This is a genomic window from Mesorhizobium sp. UC74_2, from assembly GCF_042701485.1.
Classification (GTDB): Bacteria; Pseudomonadota; Alphaproteobacteria; order Rhizobiales; family Rhizobiaceae; genus Mesorhizobium.
Genome location: NZ_CP170562.1, coordinates 1277173 through 1295836, shown reverse-complemented (window position 1 = coordinate 1295836; position 18664 = coordinate 1277173). Strand labels below are relative to the sequence as shown.

At 61.4% G+C, this 18664-nt stretch carries 15 protein-coding genes; 5 read left to right on the top strand and 10 right to left on the bottom strand.

Features of this window, described 5'->3' with window-relative positions:
* Positions 1-239: 239 nt before the first annotated feature.
* Positions 240-1445: a multidrug effflux MFS transporter gene (locus ACFJIU_RS06085; protein WP_379068739.1), complete on the bottom strand. Its 1206-nt coding sequence runs from the start codon at positions 1443-1445 to the stop codon at positions 240-242.
* A 164-nt stretch (positions 1446-1609) separates the two neighbouring features.
* On the opposite strand from ACFJIU_RS06085, the gene ACFJIU_RS06080 reads away from it, so the two are divergent.
* The 4 genes from ACFJIU_RS06080 (at position 1610) to ACFJIU_RS06065 (ending at position 3418) form a co-directional block, all read left to right on the top strand.
* A complete protein-coding gene (locus tag ACFJIU_RS06080; protein WP_379068736.1) occupies positions 1610-2290 on the top strand; it encodes a TetR/AcrR family transcriptional regulator in 681 nt (226 codons plus the stop codon).
* Between the two features lie 137 nt (positions 2291-2427).
* Positions 2428-2961, top strand: coding sequence for an SspB family protein (locus ACFJIU_RS06075; protein ID WP_379068734.1), 534 nt, complete (start codon positions 2428-2430; stop codon positions 2959-2961).
* 10 nt (positions 2962-2971) lie between these two features.
* The gene (locus tag ACFJIU_RS06070; RefSeq protein ID WP_379068731.1) at positions 2972-3178 is read left to right on the top strand and encodes a DUF4169 family protein; all 207 of its coding nucleotides are present in this window, start codon (positions 2972-2974) and stop codon (positions 3176-3178) included.
* Between the two features lie 6 nt (positions 3179-3184).
* On the top strand, positions 3185-3418 hold the full coding sequence (locus ACFJIU_RS06065; RefSeq protein ID WP_379068729.1) for a ribbon-helix-helix domain-containing protein: 234 nt from the start codon (positions 3185-3187) through the stop codon (positions 3416-3418).
* 28 nt (positions 3419-3446) lie between these two features.
* Here the strand turns inward: ACFJIU_RS06065 and ACFJIU_RS06060 are convergent, their stop codons facing one another.
* Both ACFJIU_RS06060 and ACFJIU_RS06055 read right to left on the bottom strand, forming a co-directional pair.
* Positions 3447-3953, bottom strand: a complete 507-nt coding sequence (locus tag ACFJIU_RS06060; protein ID WP_379068727.1) for a GNAT family N-acetyltransferase — start codon at positions 3951-3953, stop codon at positions 3447-3449.
* A 55-nt stretch (positions 3954-4008) separates the two neighbouring features.
* Positions 4009-7812: an AsmA-like C-terminal region-containing protein gene (locus ACFJIU_RS06055; protein WP_379068725.1), complete on the bottom strand. Its 3804-nt coding sequence runs from the start codon at positions 7810-7812 to the stop codon at positions 4009-4011.
* A gap of 225 nt (positions 7813-8037) precedes the next feature.
* Here ACFJIU_RS06055 and ACFJIU_RS06050 point away from each other — a divergent pair, with 225 nt between their 5' ends.
* The gene (locus tag ACFJIU_RS06050; RefSeq protein WP_379068722.1) at positions 8038-8439 is read left to right on the top strand and encodes a DUF3011 domain-containing protein; all 402 of its coding nucleotides are present in this window, start codon (positions 8038-8040) and stop codon (positions 8437-8439) included.
* 121 nt (positions 8440-8560) lie between these two features.
* Here ACFJIU_RS06050 and ACFJIU_RS06045 read toward each other — a convergent pair whose 3' ends face one another.
* From ACFJIU_RS06045 to ACFJIU_RS06015, 7 genes are all read right to left on the bottom strand, one after another.
* Entirely contained in the window at positions 8561-9703 is a 1143-nt protein-coding gene (locus ACFJIU_RS06045; protein WP_379068719.1) for a M24 family metallopeptidase, read from the bottom strand.
* 12 nt (positions 9704-9715) lie between these two features.
* Positions 9716-11560, bottom strand: a complete 1845-nt coding sequence (locus ACFJIU_RS06040; protein WP_379068716.1) for an aminopeptidase P family protein — start codon at positions 11558-11560, stop codon at positions 9716-9718.
* A 14-nt stretch (positions 11561-11574) separates the two neighbouring features.
* The gene (locus tag ACFJIU_RS06035; RefSeq protein WP_379068713.1) at positions 11575-12879 is read right to left on the bottom strand and encodes an alpha/beta fold hydrolase; all 1305 of its coding nucleotides are present in this window, start codon (positions 12877-12879) and stop codon (positions 11575-11577) included.
* Positions 12880-12888: 9 nt separating this feature from the next.
* Positions 12889-13842: an ABC transporter permease gene (locus ACFJIU_RS06030; RefSeq protein WP_379068710.1), complete on the bottom strand. Its 954-nt coding sequence runs from the start codon at positions 13840-13842 to the stop codon at positions 12889-12891.
* A complete protein-coding gene (locus ACFJIU_RS06025) occupies positions 13839-14810 on the bottom strand; it encodes an ABC transporter permease (protein ID WP_379068707.1) in 972 nt (323 codons plus the stop codon). Before ACFJIU_RS06025 ends, ACFJIU_RS06030 begins: the two co-directional genes overlap by 4 nt.
* Positions 14807-16654, bottom strand: a complete 1848-nt coding sequence (locus tag ACFJIU_RS06020) for a dipeptide ABC transporter ATP-binding protein (protein WP_379068704.1) — start codon at positions 16652-16654, stop codon at positions 14807-14809. Before ACFJIU_RS06020 ends, ACFJIU_RS06025 begins: the two co-directional genes overlap by 4 nt.
* Positions 16655-16720: 66 nt before the next feature.
* Positions 16721-18457, bottom strand: a complete 1737-nt coding sequence (locus ACFJIU_RS06015) for an ABC transporter substrate-binding protein (protein WP_379068701.1) — start codon at positions 18455-18457, stop codon at positions 16721-16723.
* Positions 18458-18664 lie beyond the last annotated feature (207 nt).

Here is an 18664-nt window from a genome sequence, read left to right as displayed (position 1 = left end):
CCCGCCACCAGTACATTAGCTCTATCGAATATATGGCGACGATAGAGAACCGCCTGAGAACTGTCCATCCGCGTTGCACGGGCGGCGTCCCGCTTCCTGCCAGCTCCTGAAATCGCTTATTTTCTTATTGAATTCAGATTCTTACCCGATCAAGCTAAATCACCCCCTGATCCAGCCAACATAGATGCAAGAAAGGCCGGGCAAAAAGCCCGGCCTTTCGGCAGCCTTGGGAGAGACTCTTATTCCGCCGGCGCTTCGACGGGCTGGCGGTTGCGGCCGAGCGTGACCTGCGTCAGCGCAAAGGCAATGACGGCGGCCAGCGTGATGCCCGCCACCATTGGCAACGGCGTTCCGTCGAAGAACAACCCTGCAATTCCCATTGCCACTGCGCCGATGGCGAAATGCAGAGTGCCCATCAGCGCCGAGGCCGTACCCGCAATGGTACCATGCTCTTCCATGGCCAGCACCGAGGTGGTCGGTATGACGAGGCCAAGGAACCCGTACCCGACGAAGAGCAGGCTTGCCATCACGTCAAGGCGATCGACACCGGAGGCCATCACCGCAAGCAGCACCACCATCGCGGTGGCATAGCCGACGACAGCCACCTTCACGACACGCTTCAGTCCGAAACGATCGGCCAGCAGCCCTGTCATCTGCGACATGCCGATGAAGGCAACGGCATTGATCGAGAAGAACACGCTGTAGAGCGAAGGCGAAAGGCCATAGTGGTCGATCAGGATGAAGGACGAACTCGCCAGGTAGACGAAGAAAGAGGCGATCCCGAAGCCGCCGATTGCCGTCAGCCCGAGGAAATTGCGGTCATTGAGCAGGAACCAGTAGCCTTTCAGCGCCGAGCCAAAGGAGGAACCGACCCGGTCCTCGACCGGACGCGTTTCCTTCTGCGCCGTGGCGAGAAGCACGATGGCGATCACGGCAGCGCCGGTCAGAACCCAGAACACCGCGCGCCAGCCAAGGGTCTCGATGATCAGGCTGCCGGAAAGCGGCGCCAGGATGGGCGACACCGAAAACACCAGCATCAGCAGCGACATCAGCTTGGCCGCCTCGTTGCCGGTGTGCATGTCGCGCACGACAGCACGTGGAATTGCCATGCCAGCGCTGGCGCCCAGTCCTTGCAGGAAGCGGAACGCGATCAGCCATTCGATGTTTGGCGCCATCGCCGAGCCGACTCCGCCGATGATGAACAACGCAAGCCCGACATAAAGCGGCGGCTTGCGGCCGAACATGTCCGACAATGGGCCAACCACGATCTGGCCGAAACCCATGGACAGGAAGAAGATCAAAAAACTCATCTGCACGGCCGATGTGCCGGCATTGAGATCGGCACCAATCGAAGGCAGCGCCGGCAGATACATGTCGACGGCAAAGGCACCGACGGCGGACATAAGGCCGAGCAGCACCGCGGTGCGGAGAAAATGCGCGTTCATGTTTTAGCTCTTTCAAATCCGGTTGCGGCAGCGATGCGGCGCCGAACCCAAGGACGTTCCATCCCCTGAGATGCCGACATGGAAAATGCGGCATCTCCAAACCTTATAGTCCAGAAAATTAGACACCCTTGTCTAAATTGTCAATCACGGCTATATAGATTTTTATGAGCCAGACGATTGCTGCTGACAATTTCCCGCCGCGCGGCCACGAAGCCAAAAGGGTTGCGATCGTGGATGCTGCCATGTCGGTTTTCTGCCGCGAAGGTTTCGCTGGCGCCAACATCGACCTGATTGCTGCGGAAGCGGGAGTCTCGCGCCAGACCGTCTACAATCACCACGGGGACAAGGAGAAGTTGTTCGTCGCGGTGGTGCACGAACTCACCGAGCGCTGCAATGCCGGCATTTTCGCCACCCTGGCCACCTTCCCCGATCAGCCCAAGGATCTCGAGGCGGATCTGATCGGCTATGCCGTGCGCATGAACCGCAATTGCATCTGCAGCCGCGACGGCAAATTCCTGCGTAAGCTGATCCAGACCGAAGGCGAGCGTTACCCTGAACTGTTTGCCGAGTGGCGCGAGAATGGTCCTGGTACAACCTTGCCTGCGCTTGCCGCGCGTTTTGCGCGTCTCGCTTTCGCTGGTCATCTCGCTATCGACGATCCGGACGTGACCGCCCGTCATTTCGTCGGTCTGATCAATGCCGAGTTGCAGATCGAATTCATGATGGGCATTCAACCAAGCCAGGAAGAAGTTCTGCAGTCGGCTACGCATGGCGTAAGAGCGTTCCTGCGCGCCTATGGCGCTCGCCAGGCGGCTTCACGCCAGCGCGAGGCCGCGCTGGCCTGACGACACGACGTCGCGAAAGCGTCAGCCAAAGACGGCTTTGGTGTTGGCCACCGTGCCGGTGCCGTCTATATGCGGTTTACGAGCCCGCCAAGCTTGATTACAGCTATGCGGACGATTCAACGGAACCGCCCAGGCATATGGCCGACGACCACATTCGCTACGACATCCTGGCCCAGGAGGCTTTGCGCGGCGTCATGCGCAAGGTGCTGGCCGAGGTCGCACGCACCGGCCTTCCGGGCAACCACCACTTCTTCATCACCTTCCTGACCGGCGCGCCGGGCGTGCGCATTTCATCGCGCCTGCGCGAACGGTATCCCGAGCAGATGACCATCGTCATCCAGTTCCAGTACTGGGATCTGAAGGTAACCGAAGCCGGCTTCGAAGTTGGCCTGTCCTTCTCCGACATTCCGGAAAAGCTGGAAATCCCGTTCTCTGCCGTGCGCGGCTTCTACGATCCGTCGGTAAATTTCGAACTCGAATTCGATGTCCGGACCGAGACGGCCGAAGAGGTCGAAGAAAAGCCGTCGGTTGAGCCGGTCGCACTTGCTCCCGAAAAGAAATCCGAATCGAAGAAGAAAGCTGCTGCCGAGCCCGAGAAGCCAGCAGCCGACGAGCCTGCCTCCGGCAAGGGCGCCGAAGTCGTCTCGCTCGACGCTTTCCGCAAGAAGTAGTCCGATCGCCATGGCCGAGATCGTCAATCTCCGCCAGTTCAGGAAGGGCAAGGTGCGCGAACAGCGCGCCGCTGTTGCAGAACAGAACCGTGCCTTGCACGGCCGCAGCAAGAGTGAAAAGCAGCGAGACAGATTGCAGGCGGAAAACGCCGAGCGTCTCATTGACGGGCATCGCCGCGAGACGACCACCGACTTCCCGGCGCCAGACAAGAACTGAGCGCGCGTGAGTCTGGTCGAAAAACGCTCCGTCACCATACGTGGCCACCGCACGTCCTACTCACTGGAGAAGCCCTTCTCCGACGAGCTTGCCGCAATCGCCGAAAACCGCGGGCTCACCCTCGCGGCACTCGTGGCCGAGATCGATGAACAGCGCCCGCGCGAGGCCAACCTGTCCTCGGCGCTACGGCTTTACGTGCTGGATTGGCTGAAGCATGGTTCGGGCGAAAGCGCTCCGTAGAGCGGTCAGCAGAGGCAGCACATCATCATCAGCCGATGCGTTTGGCCATCATAAGTTCATCGATCTCACGGCCCTCATGGATCAATCCGGCAGGCAGGCGGCCGATTTCGATAAAGCCTTCGCGTGCATAGAAGCGTTGCGCTGCCGGGTTCTCGACACTGACCGTCAGTTCCAGTTGCAGGATACCGGCATCCTGCGCATGCCTCGCCAACGCGTCCAGCAAAGCCTTGGCCGTCCCGGTACCGCGCTCGCCCGTCCGCGCGTAGACCATGACGATCGTGGCGCGATGGCGCGTTTTAGCCGATTGCTCGCGCAGCAGTCCCATCAGGCCGACCGGTTCACCATCGCGAAATGCGATGAAGACAGTGCCGCTCATTAGCCGCCGGAGCCACTCTTCGTCCGGCAGCACCTCCCAGTCCTCGACCCGGCTGGCGAAGGCTGCCGGCTCCAGCCGAAGCGCCTCCAGCCGTATGTGCCTGAAGGCAGCGACGTCATCCTTGCCGGCCAATCGCACCGTCGCGGCGCTCTCGTTCATGCCGGATCCCTTCAAGCATCTGCGTCAAACCCTCAAGGTCAGACTGCCCAACAACCTATTGCAGCGTTTTGAGGAAATCCTGGATTGAAAACGGCTGGAGTTTGCCCGCCGGTGCGCTCGGGACAGCAGGCGTCGGCGGCGTTGCCTGGCGTTCGGCATCCAGCTTTGCTTTTTCCTCTTGTGCCGCGCGAATCGCTGCTTCGGCCTTGCGCCGCTCTGCCTCGGCAGCTTCCGCGGCAGCCTTTTCGGTCCTTGCCTTCTCTTCGGCTTCGACTTTGGCCCTCGCTTCCGCGGCAGCCTTGGCCTCGTTTTCCGCCTTCAGCCGCGCCGCTTCCTCCGACTTCCGTTTCTCTTCCTCAATCCGGCGTTTTTCTTCTTCCGCACGATCCCGCTGTTCCTGCAGATCGGCATAGTAGCGGGCCTCGCGCCGCAGCCGTTGCTTTTCCAGCAACACCGCCTGCATGGCTTCGACCCGTTGCTGCTCTTTCTCCAGCGCGCGCTGGGTGAGGAACTGCGCCAGCGGCGCGCTGTCGAAGCTGCGAACCGGAGCGTCGATCGGGCCGTCTACACTGTAGTTCAACGCCGGATCCGAACCGATCAGAGCCTCGTCGCCGGCCTTGTAGGTGACCGTGCCCCGTGCCGCGACCGTGCCTGCCGCCAGGTCAGCGGAAACCTCCGCGGACAGGGAAGACGTCGGCGTCTCGAAATTCATCGGCGGCGCACGCAGCACGCCGGCAGCCAGTGTAAAGGCTATGTCGGCGTCCCGTGCGACAAAGGAGCCCTGCCCGGCGATGCCGGGGGCGAAAGCGGCCGTGCGCGGTGCATCGATGTCCCGACCGACGCCATCGGCTTTCGCCAGCAGTGCGGGCAGCGCATCGGCATTGAGATTGGCAACCGTTACACCTCTCAGCGAAGCCGTACCCGAGCCGGCAAGCGAAGACACCATTGCATCGATGGACTTGCCGCTGGTGGTCGCGCTCGCGATAAAAGTACCTGCACCTGACAGGCCGGATGCGGGCAGAAGCCTGGAGAGGTCCGTGCCGGCCAGCGTCGCCTGACCGCTGAGCAACCCGGTGCCATCATTGTTCTTCAGATCGAACAGACCGGTGATTTCGCCACCGAACACCTTCGCCTTCAGCTTCGAGATGCCCAGCCCCTCATCGACGAGTTTCAGCGACAGCATCGCGTCGTCCGCCGTTATCAGTGGGCCGGCCAGCAGTTTGACCACAGCCAGGTCCAGATCGGCGGTCATCGTCAACATCGGCTTGGCAGCAAACGGCGTCTTTGGCCAATTCGTACCGTCGCCAGACAGCGCATCATTGCCAAACAACATTGCCGCCAGTGGATGGAGGTCGAGTGTGTCCAATGCCAGCTGTCCACTCAGATGCGGCTTGGCGGCATCGAATTCGGCAGCGACATCACCGGACAAAGCAGTGCCGGCTGCACTTCCCTTGAGACCGGAAATAGCGAGCCGGCTGTTGCGATAGTCGGCTTCGGCGGCAAGCGCCACGGGAGCGCCGAACCCCATGCCGGGCAGCGCGACGCCCGTCGTCATCAGCCAGGGTTCGATATCGGCCGTATCGAGTGCCACCTTGCCCTTGGCTGCCAGTCCTTGTGGCGTATCGGTCACCGTACCGTCGAAGCGCGCACGCAGATCGGGACCCCAGAGATTGAAGGCGGTCGCGACACCTTCGACGAGCGTGCCTCTGGCGGTGATGTCGGTTGTCGCCTCACCGACCATCCCGAGCGGCAGCGCGGGCAGACCATACAAGGCGAGAAGTGCGGCGGCATCCGGGTTCTTGGCATCGAAAGTCAGCGAGAATGGCGCTTTTGCCATCTCACCTGGCTGACCATGCGCCGACAGCGAAACCGACAGCGCCGAACCGCCGGTCGTTCCCTTACCCGATAACGCCAGCCCCGTGGTGCCGTCGCCATTGTCAGCAGTGCTCGTCACCACGTCGAGGCGTGTTTCGCGGTACAGACCAGGATAGGCTTTTCCGCGTTCGGAAAGTGTTGTCAGCAGCCGGCTGTCGGGAAAGCGTTTGGCCGCGGCATCGATCAGTGGCGCAAGGTCGGGTGCCAGCAGCGAAGCATCCAGACTGCCGGTCGGTCCTTTCGGAAAATCCTTCATGCGGCCTGTCGCGCTGATCGACGCCCCCTCCAGCCCGCCGATCGACAGCTTGTCGATTTCCAGCATGCCGGTCCGCAGTCGCATGGCCGTATCAAGCGTCTCGGCCGAAAAACCCCAGGCATCGACTGGCCCAGCTTTGATCGCGGCATCGAGATCGGCGTCTGCGAAACGGTTTATTCCCTTGTCCGACATGAAAAGTGCAGCAAAGGCGGTCAACCCTTCGACGTCGAGCGCGCCCCCTTCCAATCTCGTCACCACGGTCGGTTTGCCTTCGGCAGGCTGGGAGGCATCGAGACTGCCGTGAAAACTTGCCTTCCCGAGCACGAGTTCGAGGTCGTCGAATTTCTGCCGGACATCGGTCAGATCGACTTTTGCACTGAAACCTGCGGTCGGCAGCCGCCGGATCGCTTCATCGACATCCTGCGACAGCCACGCCGCGAAACCGGAAGGCTGCGCGACGGCAAGCAACAACGAACCGGTGAAACGCACTTCGCCGTCGACATCGAGCCGTCCGTTGGCTTCCAGCGTGGTGCGACCGGGCAGGGTCGCCGCCAGCGATTTCACCGCCCAACCGCCGGTGGCTGGCTCGGCTGATACAACGACATCGCGGATGGTCGTGTCGCCCGCGACCATTGCCGGCAGCTTCACTTCGACGGAGCCCGGCATTGCCGGCTTCGGCAGCGCCAGGAGCACCCGCTCAAGTGCCGCAATGCGTTGCGGCAATGCCGCCGTCCCTTCCTTGCCAGGCGTTTCCTCGAACTGCACCTGGGCACCGCTGGCCTCGATGGTGAAGCGTGGATCCGCACCAAGGTCGACCAACGCCTTGCCGTCGGCAGTATAGGGATTGTCGAGGGGGCCGGTCTCGAGGCGGAATTCGTCGATCGCGAGCTTACGATGATCGAGTTGGAACTTGCCGTTCAGCCGATAGGTGGGTGGCGCCTTGGCGCCTGTGGGTCCACCATCAGTCTTCGCCGGGCGTGCCTGAGCACCATTGTCGCCCAAAAGCTTGAACTGGCCGGAATAAAGCGCCTGCCCGTTCTCGACGCCGGCGTTGCCGTCGGCTTCTACCGACAGCGGATAGCCATCCGGCTCGGCCTTGATCCGAAGTGCGATCTTGCCGGCGCCGTCGGCTTTTCCGGTTGTCAGCGAAAGACGCGTCGCAATACCGTCAGCCTTCAACGCACCTTCGGCGCGCCAGGGGCCGGCCAGAGATTTCGCCGACACCGTGGCGTTGATGTTCGACAACGTGGTGAGGCGCCCGCTTGCCTCCTGGCGCAGTTCCACCGCTCCGTCGGTCACCGTCAGTTTCTCGATTGCCACTTGGGCCGGATCGAAGGGCGAAGACGGCCTGGCCGTCCAGTCTACCTTGCCGTCCGCTGCAACACTGATGATCGCCTTCGGCCTCACCAGACGCATGTCGAAAATCAGCACTTCGCCACGCAGGAACGGCGCGAGTTCGGCATCCATCGAGAAAGTCTCGACGGTCATCGCAGGTTCACCACCTGCACCGCCAGCCACCGAAACATCGGTAAACGTTACGGACGGAAACGGCAGAAGTCGCGCGGTGGCGCTACCTTTCACCGTCACCTTGCGGCCGAGAATGGTGCTCGCCTCGCGCTCGAAATCGGCCCGATAGCCCGTCCAGTCGACGAATGGCGGCACCACCAGCGCCGCAAGCAGCGCCAGCACGAAAAGGCCACCGAAAATCACAAACAGGCGGGCGAGCATTACCTCGAAACCATTGGATTGAAATGTGCCCGCAATGTAGCGGCAATACTGCGTTGATAAAGTGGCATCTCGCAATCCGTTACATTTGGCGGTGCATTCGTGAATTCCGCCGATCGAAAAATGCCAGAATCCGATTGGGATAATCGCCGCGTCATTACCCTGCGCCACCTTGTACGGCCCAGGACATTTTATAGAATGAACACATACGGAAAAAGAGATCGCGCTGTGATCAAGATAGCTGCCGCTTCCCTGATTGGTTTTGCTGCCCTCATGGGGATTTCCACCTTGCCGGCCAATGCCGGACGCACGGTGACGTGTTCGTCCGACGGTGATCAGTACAATGAATGCCAGGCCGATTTCCGTTCCGCCGTCATCGTGCGGCAGAAATCGGATAGCCCTTGCATCCGCAACCGCACCTGGGGGTATGATCGCGGTTCAGGCACCATCTGGGTTGATGGCGGCTGCCGCGCAGTGTTCGGCGAAGGTTCACCTGGTCGTCGGGTGGTGCGTCGTTATTCCGATGACCCGTTTGGACCACCGGTTGTCGAACCACGTCGCTACGATCCCTACTATGACCGTCGCTACCGCGAGCGCCGTGACGACTGCTTTTTCAACGGCGACTGCTGATTAAGAGGATATATGACGAAAACAGCTGGATATGCGCTCAGGCTCCGCTTGGGCGCATGACAGCGTGATTTGCCGACTGTATGGCCGGCCCGCCCCACACCCAACGGCTTTGAAGAATTGCTCACCCAAACGGCTCGGTCGGACCTTTCGCAGGCCTCGTGAACCATTGAGGGCCGTCCTCGGTCATGTGGATATGGTCCTCCAGCCGAATTCCGAAGCGCTCGGGCACGACGATCATCGGCTCGTTGGAAAAACACATCCCTGAACGAAGCGGTGTTTCGTTGCCGCGAACGATGTAGGGCTCCTCATGGATTTCGAGCCCCAGACCGTGCCCGGCTCTGTGGGGAAGGCCGGGCAGCCGGTAATCCGGGCCTAGGCCGTGGCGCAACAGAACTGCCCGCGCCGCGTCATCGAGATGGTGGCAGGGCGCACCAGGCTGAGCGGCCTCGAACACCGCCTGTTGTGCTTCGCGTTCGGCTTGCCACATACGCGAATACAGGGTGTCCGGTTCGTCGATCATGTAGCTGCGTGTCAGGTCGGAATGATAACCATCGATGCGTGCCCCTGTATCGACGAGGATCGCCTGGCCCTTTTCCAGGATCTGGTCACCATCGGCACCGTGGGGAAGCGAAGTGGCGGGGCCGAACGAAACAATGCAGAAGGTGGAACCGCCGGAGGCGCCCAGTGCCTTATGTTGTTCGTCGATGTAGCGGGCGACCTCGGAGGCACGGATTCCGGGCTTCATGATTGCATGAGCCCGCTTGTGCACCTCAAGCGTCAACTCCATGGCATATTGGATCAACCCGATTTCCGACGCCGATTTGTAAAGCCGCAGCTTGCGTATCAGATGCGCTCCATCGACAAGGCGGTCGACGCCCAGGCTTCTTGCCAAGGCATGATAGATGAAGAGCGGCAAAGCATCGTCGAGCGCGATCTGACCCTTGGGCCCGGCGAGCGAGGCGACCAGTGCGGCCGGGCTTTCCTCTTCGTCCCACGTCGCGATATCTCCTGCCAGGTGCGGCAGCGTTTCGACCCGGCTGCGCTCGAAGGCCGGAACGATGTAGATGAGAGCAGTCGGCGTCACCAGCGCACCAAGCAATCTCTCGCTCTGGTGCCAGACAAGACCGGTGAAATAGCGAAGGCTTTCGCCGGCTCCCAGCAGGACAGCCGATACGCGGTTTATATCCATTTGCCCCCGCAATTTCCGCAGACGCTCATGCCGTTCGGCGTCGGAAATCGAGGTGGGGCGGACGGAGAGAGACATGTCGGCTGGCTCCTATCGTAAGGCAATGACAGTTGCGCCCGTGTCAGAGCGCACGAGATGAGGCGATCGCGACCGCTCGACGATCGGGCATGTCTGTTCGATCAGGAATGGCAGTGTCTGCGCTCGCACCAGCGGCTCCAGAACCGACCTGACATGCGCGTGATAAGCGTCGATCTGGTGGATTTCCACAATGCTCAATTCGTCTAGATTCGCCATCACCAGATCGATCGGCACAAGGGTGAGCGAGGAGAAGCGACAGAAGCCTGCGCCATCGGCGATCACTTCGACCTGGTTCTCGATGCGCATGCCGAAAGCGCCCTCTTTGTAATAGCCTGGTTCGATCGTCATGATGTTGCCAGGCGTCAGGCCATGCAGGTTCGGTTTCTTGTCGAACCGGTGCGGGTACTCGTGCACGAGGAGATTGTGACCGACACCGTGACCCGTGCCGTGATCATAGTCGAGGCCGACGTCCCATAGGGCGCGGCGTGCGAAGGCATCGAGCTGGTGACCTTGCGTGCCAGTTGGAAAACGTGCCGACAGGAGCGACAGAAAGCCCTTCAGCACCGCCGTATAGGCGATGCGCATCTCCGCGCTTGCCGAACCCAGCATCACCGTGCGGGTCAGGTCCGTCGTGCCGGTCCGATACTGCCCGCCCGAATCGATCAGATAAGGCGCCCTGTCGTCGATGACGGCGTTGGTGGCCGGCTGAGCTTTGTAGTGGCACATGGCGGCGTTTGCGCCTGCGGCGGAGATGGTGCGGAAGCTCGGCTCGAGAAAACCGGGGCGTTCGCCGCGGAATGCCAGCAGCTTTGTCTCGGCTTCCAGCTCTGTCAGCGGGTCGGCCGCTCCCAGTCGCTCCGGTGCGTGTGCCGTCAACCAGGCCAGGAAATCGGTCGCGGCGACAGCGTCCTCGATGTGACAGGCGCGATAGCCTTCGAGTTCAGCCGCGGTCTTGTCCGCCTTCGCAGGTGTGATCGGGCTCATGCGGGTAAGGATTTTGCCATCGCCAGCGCGTGCGCGTACGGCATGGGGGGTGAAATCCGCATCGATGACGACAACTTTGCCGGTCGACAGCCTGGCAACCCGCTCAAGAAAGTCCTCGGGACGCGTCAGTCCCACTCCGGTGATCTCGAACGCCTTATGGTCGTTGCCCAGCTTGCGTGCATCAACAAACCATTCGGTCGTCCCGTCCGCGCCAAGGGCAAGGAAGGAATGCGGCACCGGGTTCATTTCGACATCCGAACCGCGCACATTGAGCAACCAGGCGATGTTGTCCGGCTGCGTTTCGATCAGCCAGTCGGCGCCCATTTCACGCAACTTCCCGGCAATGCGCCGGCGTTTCTCGGTCGAACTTTCGCCCGTGGATTCGGTTGGCACGGCGCGGATGCTGCCGAGCGGTGGCAATGGCCGATCGTCCCAAACGGCTTCGAATGGATCTCGTTCAAGCGGCACGAGCAACGCGGATCTTCCGGCGAGCGCTGTTTCCAGCCGATCATACAGCGCCAACGCGACTTTCATGGCGTCAATGCCGATACGCCAGCCTGGTCTGGCCTGCGCCTTCAACCACTGGTCGACCGGATTGTCGCGCAGATGGTGGATTTCGAAGTCGGCCGGATCCACCTCCTGGCGCGCCTGAATCTGATAGCGCCCGTCGACAAAGATCAGCGCCTGATCATTCAGGACAAGCGCCAGTCCCGCCGACCCGGTGAAACCGGAGATGTGGGCAAGACAATCGTCATGTGCCGCCGTGACCTCGCTTTGATGGGCGTCCGCGCGCGGCACGATCAGGCCGTCCAACCCGGCATTGGTCATCCAGGCGCGCAAGCGCGCAAGACCGGTCATCTTCTTCGTGGTCATGCGGTCTTCAATTCCTATGCGGTGGCGAGCGGGCCGCCCTTGTCGCGCACCAATTCGATCAGACGGCGGAACACCGCCCCGCCCTGCCGGATGCCATCGTGTTCGAACTCGTTGGTGATCCAGAAATCCAGATTGCCGACACGAGCCGCAGTCTGCAGAGAAAGCTCGGCATCGACGAACATGTCGTCATGGTAGATGACCGCCGAAACCGGGACGTCATTGTCCGCAAGCCGCACCGTGTTGTAGAGCGCGCTGTGCTGCCGGCGTTGCGCAAGCACGTCTGCACCGGCCTTGAAAGGTCGCAGTCCGGCGATGTCGTCGAACATCCAGGGATAGATCATCTCGCCGGTGAAAAGCAGCGGACGCCTGTCTTCGGCAAATTCCGGGAAGTCCGCACGCAGCCGCTCGGCCGACCAGTTGGTCGATCCCTTGCCCTGGATGTAGGCCGCCTCATGCAGCGCGGCGAAAAGCGGATTGCCCCGAAACGCGGTCAGGTTCATGACGCTGGACAGGAAGACGTCCGTCAGCCTTTTCCTGTCCGAACCTGCAAAGGCCTCGTCGAGCAGCCAGTGGATGTTCTCATATCCAGGCCCCATGCCGAGATCGAGGCCTATGCTCTGCAGCCGCCTGACACTGAGACGGTCGCCGTCCGGCAGGCGAACATCGTTGCCGGAAATGAAGTCGGCGATCGCAGCCAGTTGCGCAACATCGTCCGGATAGCGCCGGAAATACGCAGCGTTCTTGGCGGCGACGCGCGGGTAGGTCCGGCGGTAGACGGCATCGGCCGACGGGTCGAGGCCGGGGAGCCCACCGGCGACGTAGCAGGCCGACAGCCCTTCGGGAGCCTGGCTGAGATAGGTCATGGTGATGAAACCGCCGAAACTCTGCCCAAGCGTCTCCCAGCGTCTGTCACCGAAAAGCGTCTTCCGGATGTGCTCGCAGTCGGCGACGATCGAGTCGGCACGGAAACAGGCGAGGTAGTCGGCTGCCGCTTCGCCATCGACGAAGCCAGTCATGGTGGCAGCTTCCACGGGTGTCGAACGCCCCGTGCCGCGCTGATCCGGCAGCACGATGCGATGTGTCTTCAGTGCTTCGGCCAGCCATGACGGCGAGCCGCGCGTCGGGCGCGGCGACTTACCCCCGGGACCACCCTGCAGGAAACACAGCACAGGCAGGTTTTCCGAACGGCGAACCGGGTCGACGATTTCCCGGGCAAACACTTCGATGGTCGCCCCCTCAGGCCTCGACCAATCGAGCGGAACCGACAGTCGGTGATCGCACACGAGCATTCCGGGAATGGTGTATTCGATGGCAGACATGGCAAAATCTCAGCGGACACGTGGATCAAGAAGAACGTAGAGCAGGTCGACGATGACGTTGGCCACGACAATGAAGACGCCACCCAGCAACACCACGCCGATGATGATGGGGCGGTCCTGATTGTTGACCGCCTGTACCGCAAGGGCGCCCACCCCCTGCAGGCCATAGACCTGTTCGATGACGATGGCGCCACCAAGCAGAAGCGCGATGTCGGCGCCGAGCTGGGTCGCCAGCGGGGTCAGTGCCGCGCGCATGCCGTGCCGCCAGACCACCGCGCGCTCACTGACACCCTTGGCACGGGCTGTACGGATATAGTCCTCGCCCATGACTTCCAGCATCTGGCCGCGCGTCAGTCGCGCATAGATGGCCGCCATGGTCAGCGCGAGCGTCGTCCACGGCAGAACCAGATGCCACGCCCAGATTGCCGCATTTGATGTCAGAGCCTTGTAGCCGCCAGCAGGAAAGAGCGTGAAACCGGATTGCTTGGGCAAGAAATAGAGGAAGTAGAGAGACATCATGCCCAGCACGAAGGTCGGGAAGCTCAGACCCACAAGGATGAAGGCCTGACCAAAGCGGTCACGCAGGCTGCCGACATTGCGGGCCGAGCTGATGCCGATTGGAATACCGATAGCCAGCCAGAGCAGGACAGCACCGGCCACCAGCGACAGCGTCGCCGGGATACGGCGCAGGATGATCTGCGCCACCGGTTGCTGGTTTCGATAGGAAAAGCCGAGGTCGCCGGTCGCAGCCTTGGCGACGAAGCGGCCATACTGCTCGATGATCGGCCGATCGAGACCAAGATTCTTGCGCACCAGCTGAATCTGCGCCTCCGTTGCCTTGTCGCCGGCGATCATGCGTGCTGGATCACCGGGCGCGACAAAAAACAGGAAGAAAACGAAAGCGCTGAGCGCTACCAGAACGCCTGCGCCGAACAGCAGGCGACGAGCCAGAAACCGGATCATCGTTTCTGTCCTCCCCGGCTCTTTCCCGAAAACCGGCGCGCGCTGCGGACACTTTTCGGATCAAGCGCATCGCGCAAGCCGTCCCCCAGAATGTTGAACGCCAGCGTGGTCAGAAGCAGCGCCGTGCCCGGCACGAACACCATCCACCAGGCGATCAGGTAAAGCGAATTGGAGGATGCGTCCGCCAGCATGCCACCCCAACTCGCCGTCGGTGGCACGATACCCATGCCCAGGAAAGACAGAGTCGCCTCGAAGACGATCGAGTTTGGGATCTGCATGGTCGTGTAGACGATGATCGGCACCGACAGATTGGGCAGGATATCGACGGTCATGATGGAGAGTGGGCCGGCGCCGAGCGACCGGCTTGCCTGGACGAAATCCTGACGGCTCAGTGAAATTACCTGACTGCGGATGACACGTGCCATCGGTGCCCAGCTGAAAAAGACGATGACGACGACACTCAGCAACAGGCTTGGTCCGAAAGCCGACACCAGCGCCAGGGCACACAACAGAAAGGGCACGCTCATGACGAGGTCGGTCAGCCGGCTCAGGCACGTGTCGACCCAGCCGCCGAAGTAGCCCGCACTGACGCCGACGATAACGGCGACTGTCGATGCAGCCAGTGAAGCCAGAACACCGACAAGCAGCGAAACGCGCGCACCATAGGCAAGCCGCACCAGCACGTCGCGGCCGAGTTGGTCGCTGCCGAGCCAAAAGTCGGCACCAGGCCCAACTGGAATGCCCATTGGTGTCAGGCCGATGTCGCGGAATTGTTCGATTGGAGAATGGCCGGTCAAGGTGGCGATCGCGGGGGCCAGAACCGCCAGCAGAACCACAGCAATGATAACCGCCAGGGCGATCATGCTCGCGCCGTCGCGCCGCAATCGTCGAAGAGTCAACTCGAGCGAGCCGCGCTGAACGATCTCGTTTTCCGGCGCTGCAATCGTGGATGCCATCTCGCTCGTCATGCAATCGCCCGTGTTTCGAGAAGGCTGCGATCCAGCATGCCTGTGAGCGCCGGCGGAACATGCGAAGCAGCAAGCAGCTTCTGCGTGTAGGGATGCCGGGGATCGGAAAACAGCGTCTCGGCGTCGGCCAACTCCACGATGCGTCCGCCCTGCATGACGGCGATGCGGTCGCAAACATGGCGTACCACCGACAGGTCGTGCGAAATGAACAGATAGGTCAGATCGAGCTCGCTCTGCAGCCGGCGCAGAAGGTTAAGGACCTGCGCCTGCACGGATACATCGAGGGCCGAGACCGGCTCGTCGCAGATGATCAGCGAGGGATTGAGTGCCAACGCCCTGGCGATGCCGATACGCTGCCTTTGGCCGCCGGAGAATTCCGACGGGAACCGGTTGTAGTGTTCGGGATTGAGGCCGACCACCTCCATCAGGTGCCGAACCTTCTGCTTGCGCTCTTCGCCCTGGGCAACGCCATGCAGGCGAAACGGATCGCCGATGATGGCACCGACGCGGCGGCGCGGATTGAGTGAACCGAAAGGGTCCTGAAAGACAAGCTGCACGTGCTTGCGCATCTCGCGCCAGCGGGCCGGGTCCAGGGCGCCGATATCCTGCCCCAGCAGCTTCACCGAACCGCCGGTCGCCCTTGTCAGTCCGGCAACGACTCGCGCGAAGGTCGATTTGCCGCAACCGCTCTCCCCGACCAACCCGACCGTCTCACCTTTGGCAACGGTGAGATCTATGCCTTTGAGCACATCCAATGTCCGGCGCTTACCGAAAAAGCTGCCGACCTGATAGGTCAGATGCACGTCACTGGCCACGACAACTGGCTCCGCGGCTCTGTCGCGGCTGCGGGCGGCGACGGCCGACTGTTCGACCGCAGGTGCACGAGACATCCCCTGCTCTTGCCAGCACAAAGCCTCTATGCCGTCGCTGAAGATACGCAGCGGCGGCCGTTGCGAGGAACATTTCTCCAGAACATCGCTGCAGCGCGGCGCAAAAACGCAGCCTGCGGGCATGGCGAGCAGGCTGGGCGGCCGCCCCTTGATCGGGACCAACTCCGCGCCCGGTGAATAGTTCGCGGGCGACGATCTGAGCAGACCGGCAGTGTAGGGATGCGCGGGAGAGCGGAATACGGCGCTACCCTTGCCATATTCCATGCGATGCCCGGCATACATGACCATGACATCGTCCGCGACGCTCGACAGCAGGCCAAGGTCATGCGTGATCAGGATCACCGTCGTGCCCAGTTCCTTGCGCATGGCATCGAGCAGCGCAACGATCTGGGCCTGAACGGTCACGTCAAGCGCGGTCGTCGGCTCATCCGCGATCACCAGCGAAGGTTTCAGGATCAGCGCCATGGCGATCATGACGCGCTGGCGCATGCCGCCGGAGAACTGATGCGGATAGTCCTCAAGGCGGTCCCCCGGAGAGGGAATGCCAACCTTGCCCAGGATGTCGATGACCCGCCCCCGTGCCTCACGACGCGCGATCTTTTCATGCACATGCAGGGCTTCGGCGATCTGGGCGCCGATCGTGTAATAGGGATGCAGGCTGGAAAGCGGATCCTGGAAGATCATGCCAATGCGTCCGCCGCGCAGGCGGCGCACTTCCTCCTGTGGAAGTCCGATCAGATTGCGCCCCTCGAACAGGGCCTCTCCCGTAATGTCGGCATTGCGCAACAGACCGACGATTGCCTGGGTCAGCACGCTCTTGCCGGAGCCGGACTCACCGGCAATGCCGAAAAGAGAACCTTGTTTGACCGAAAACGAAACGTTGCGGACGGCATGAACGATGCCGTCCTCGGTCGGGATGTCGACCGTCAATCCCCTGGCTTCCAGAAGTGCCACGTTCCACCTTTCAGCGCGCTGGGTAATGCCGGCGCCACAGCAGGCGCCGGCTGTCCTTTCAACGGCTCAGCGTTCGAGCCAGATATTGGTCCAGTCGCCTTCCACGCCGAGTGCGTAAGGCAGGTAGTTCTTCACCGCCTCGCTGCGGTAGCGAGGGTTCTTGTTGGCGATCAGCGGAATGACCGGCACGTCTGCCATCACCAGCTCATCAACCTCCGCCCACAGTTTGCCAGTCTCTTCCGGTGTCGTGGCGTTGATTGCCCGAGCGGCAATCTCGTTGGCTTTGGGGTTGTTGTAGTCGGTATAATTATAGGTCTGGTGCGTGCCGTTGAACGTGAACTGCGGCTGGAACACCGAACGCGCGGCACCTCCGACCCAATCCGGTGTCCAGCCCACGGGCGCAATATCCCATGTACCATCCTTGGTGGTGACGGGGTTGGTCATGAACTTGGAGTAGTAGTCGGCCGCAGTGACGGGGCTGAGCTCCAGCTTGATACCGGCGCGCGCCATGCTGGCCTGGATCGTGGCCGCGGTGGTCGCCTCCATGTCCTTGTTGCGATAGGGCATCTTCAGCGTGATGCCGTCCGGGAAACCGGCTTCGGCGAGCAGTGCCTTTGCCTTCTCGGGATCGCCTTTGGAGTCCGGGGACGGGTAGAGCTCGAACTTGTGATGGCCGAGCACGCCGAGGCCGAAAATACCACCGACCGGTTCAGCAACCGTCGATCCACCCCACTGCTGGGCGATCGCGGCCTTATCGACGGCATAAGCCAGCGCCTGCCGGACCTTCAGGTTCTTCAAGGCGCCATTGTTGTTGCTCGACACCGTATTGATGAACAGGAAGTTGGTGTTGCCGGCCGACATGGCAGTCAGCTTTTCGTCGTTGTTGGCAACAAATGTGGCCAGGATCGCAGTCGGAACATTGATATCATAGGCAAGGTCGGCGTCGCCCGACTGCAACTGCTGCATGATGGCATCGGGCTGCAGGCCCATGGTGATCTCGATCTCGTCGACATAGGCCTTTCGAAGCGGATCGCTTTCGGCATTCCAGGCGGGATTGCGGATCAATCTGAGGCTGGTATCGGGCGTATAGTCGCCGATCGTATAGGGACCGCTGCCGATAAAATGGGTGCGGTAGTCCGGGCTGTCAGGAATATGGTCGAGCGTCTCGATCGGCACAGGAGCCGGCATCGGCAGCGACAGCATGTAGATGAAATCGCCTGCCCGTTCCTTGAGTTTGAAGACGACCGTTTGCTCGTCCGGCGTTTCGATACCGGTGACGTCGTTTTCCTCGATGTATTTCTTCATGGCTTCTGCCGTAGGCTCGACCTTGGCGAAACCATCACAGAATTCGGTGAGACCCGAGATAAGCGCAGTGAAGTAAGTGAGTGTCGCCGCCTGCAGATGCGGGTTGCACAAGCGCTTGAAGCCGCGCTCGACATCCGCCGAGGTGATCTGGCGAGCACCTGACGGCGCGTTCCACTTGGCGCCCTGACGCAGCTTGAAGGTGTAGGTGAGACCATTGTCGGTCGGCTGCGGCACGTCCGTGGCCAGGTCGCCTGCCGGCTTGATCGCGAGGTTCTGATCCGTGGACGCCTCATAGCTGATCAACTGGCGCGAAATGGCACGCATGAGATTGTTGGTCGGAACCATGCCGGCGAGTGCCGGGTCCATGTGATCCGGCTCTCCGGTGGCCAGAATGTGCAGCGTGCCGCCTTTTTGCGGCTCCTGCGCCTGCCCTGCTGAAAGGGCGCCTGCCAACGCCATCACAGCCCAAAGCGGCATCGACCTTCTACGAATGCGCATACGCTCCTCCCATTGAGCACCAGCTATCAATTCCCGCCCGATGTCTGGCACAAAAGTTAAACGCCAGCAAAAGAAATTTAAGCTATTGTGAAATTTTTGTAGTATGAAAGCATGCATGCGAGGCTGAAATGGTCGTGTATGCGCCGAGCCTCAGATCGACTCCACGGAAGGCGTGCCGCATAGTCGCCATCGGCGATCCAAGGGCAC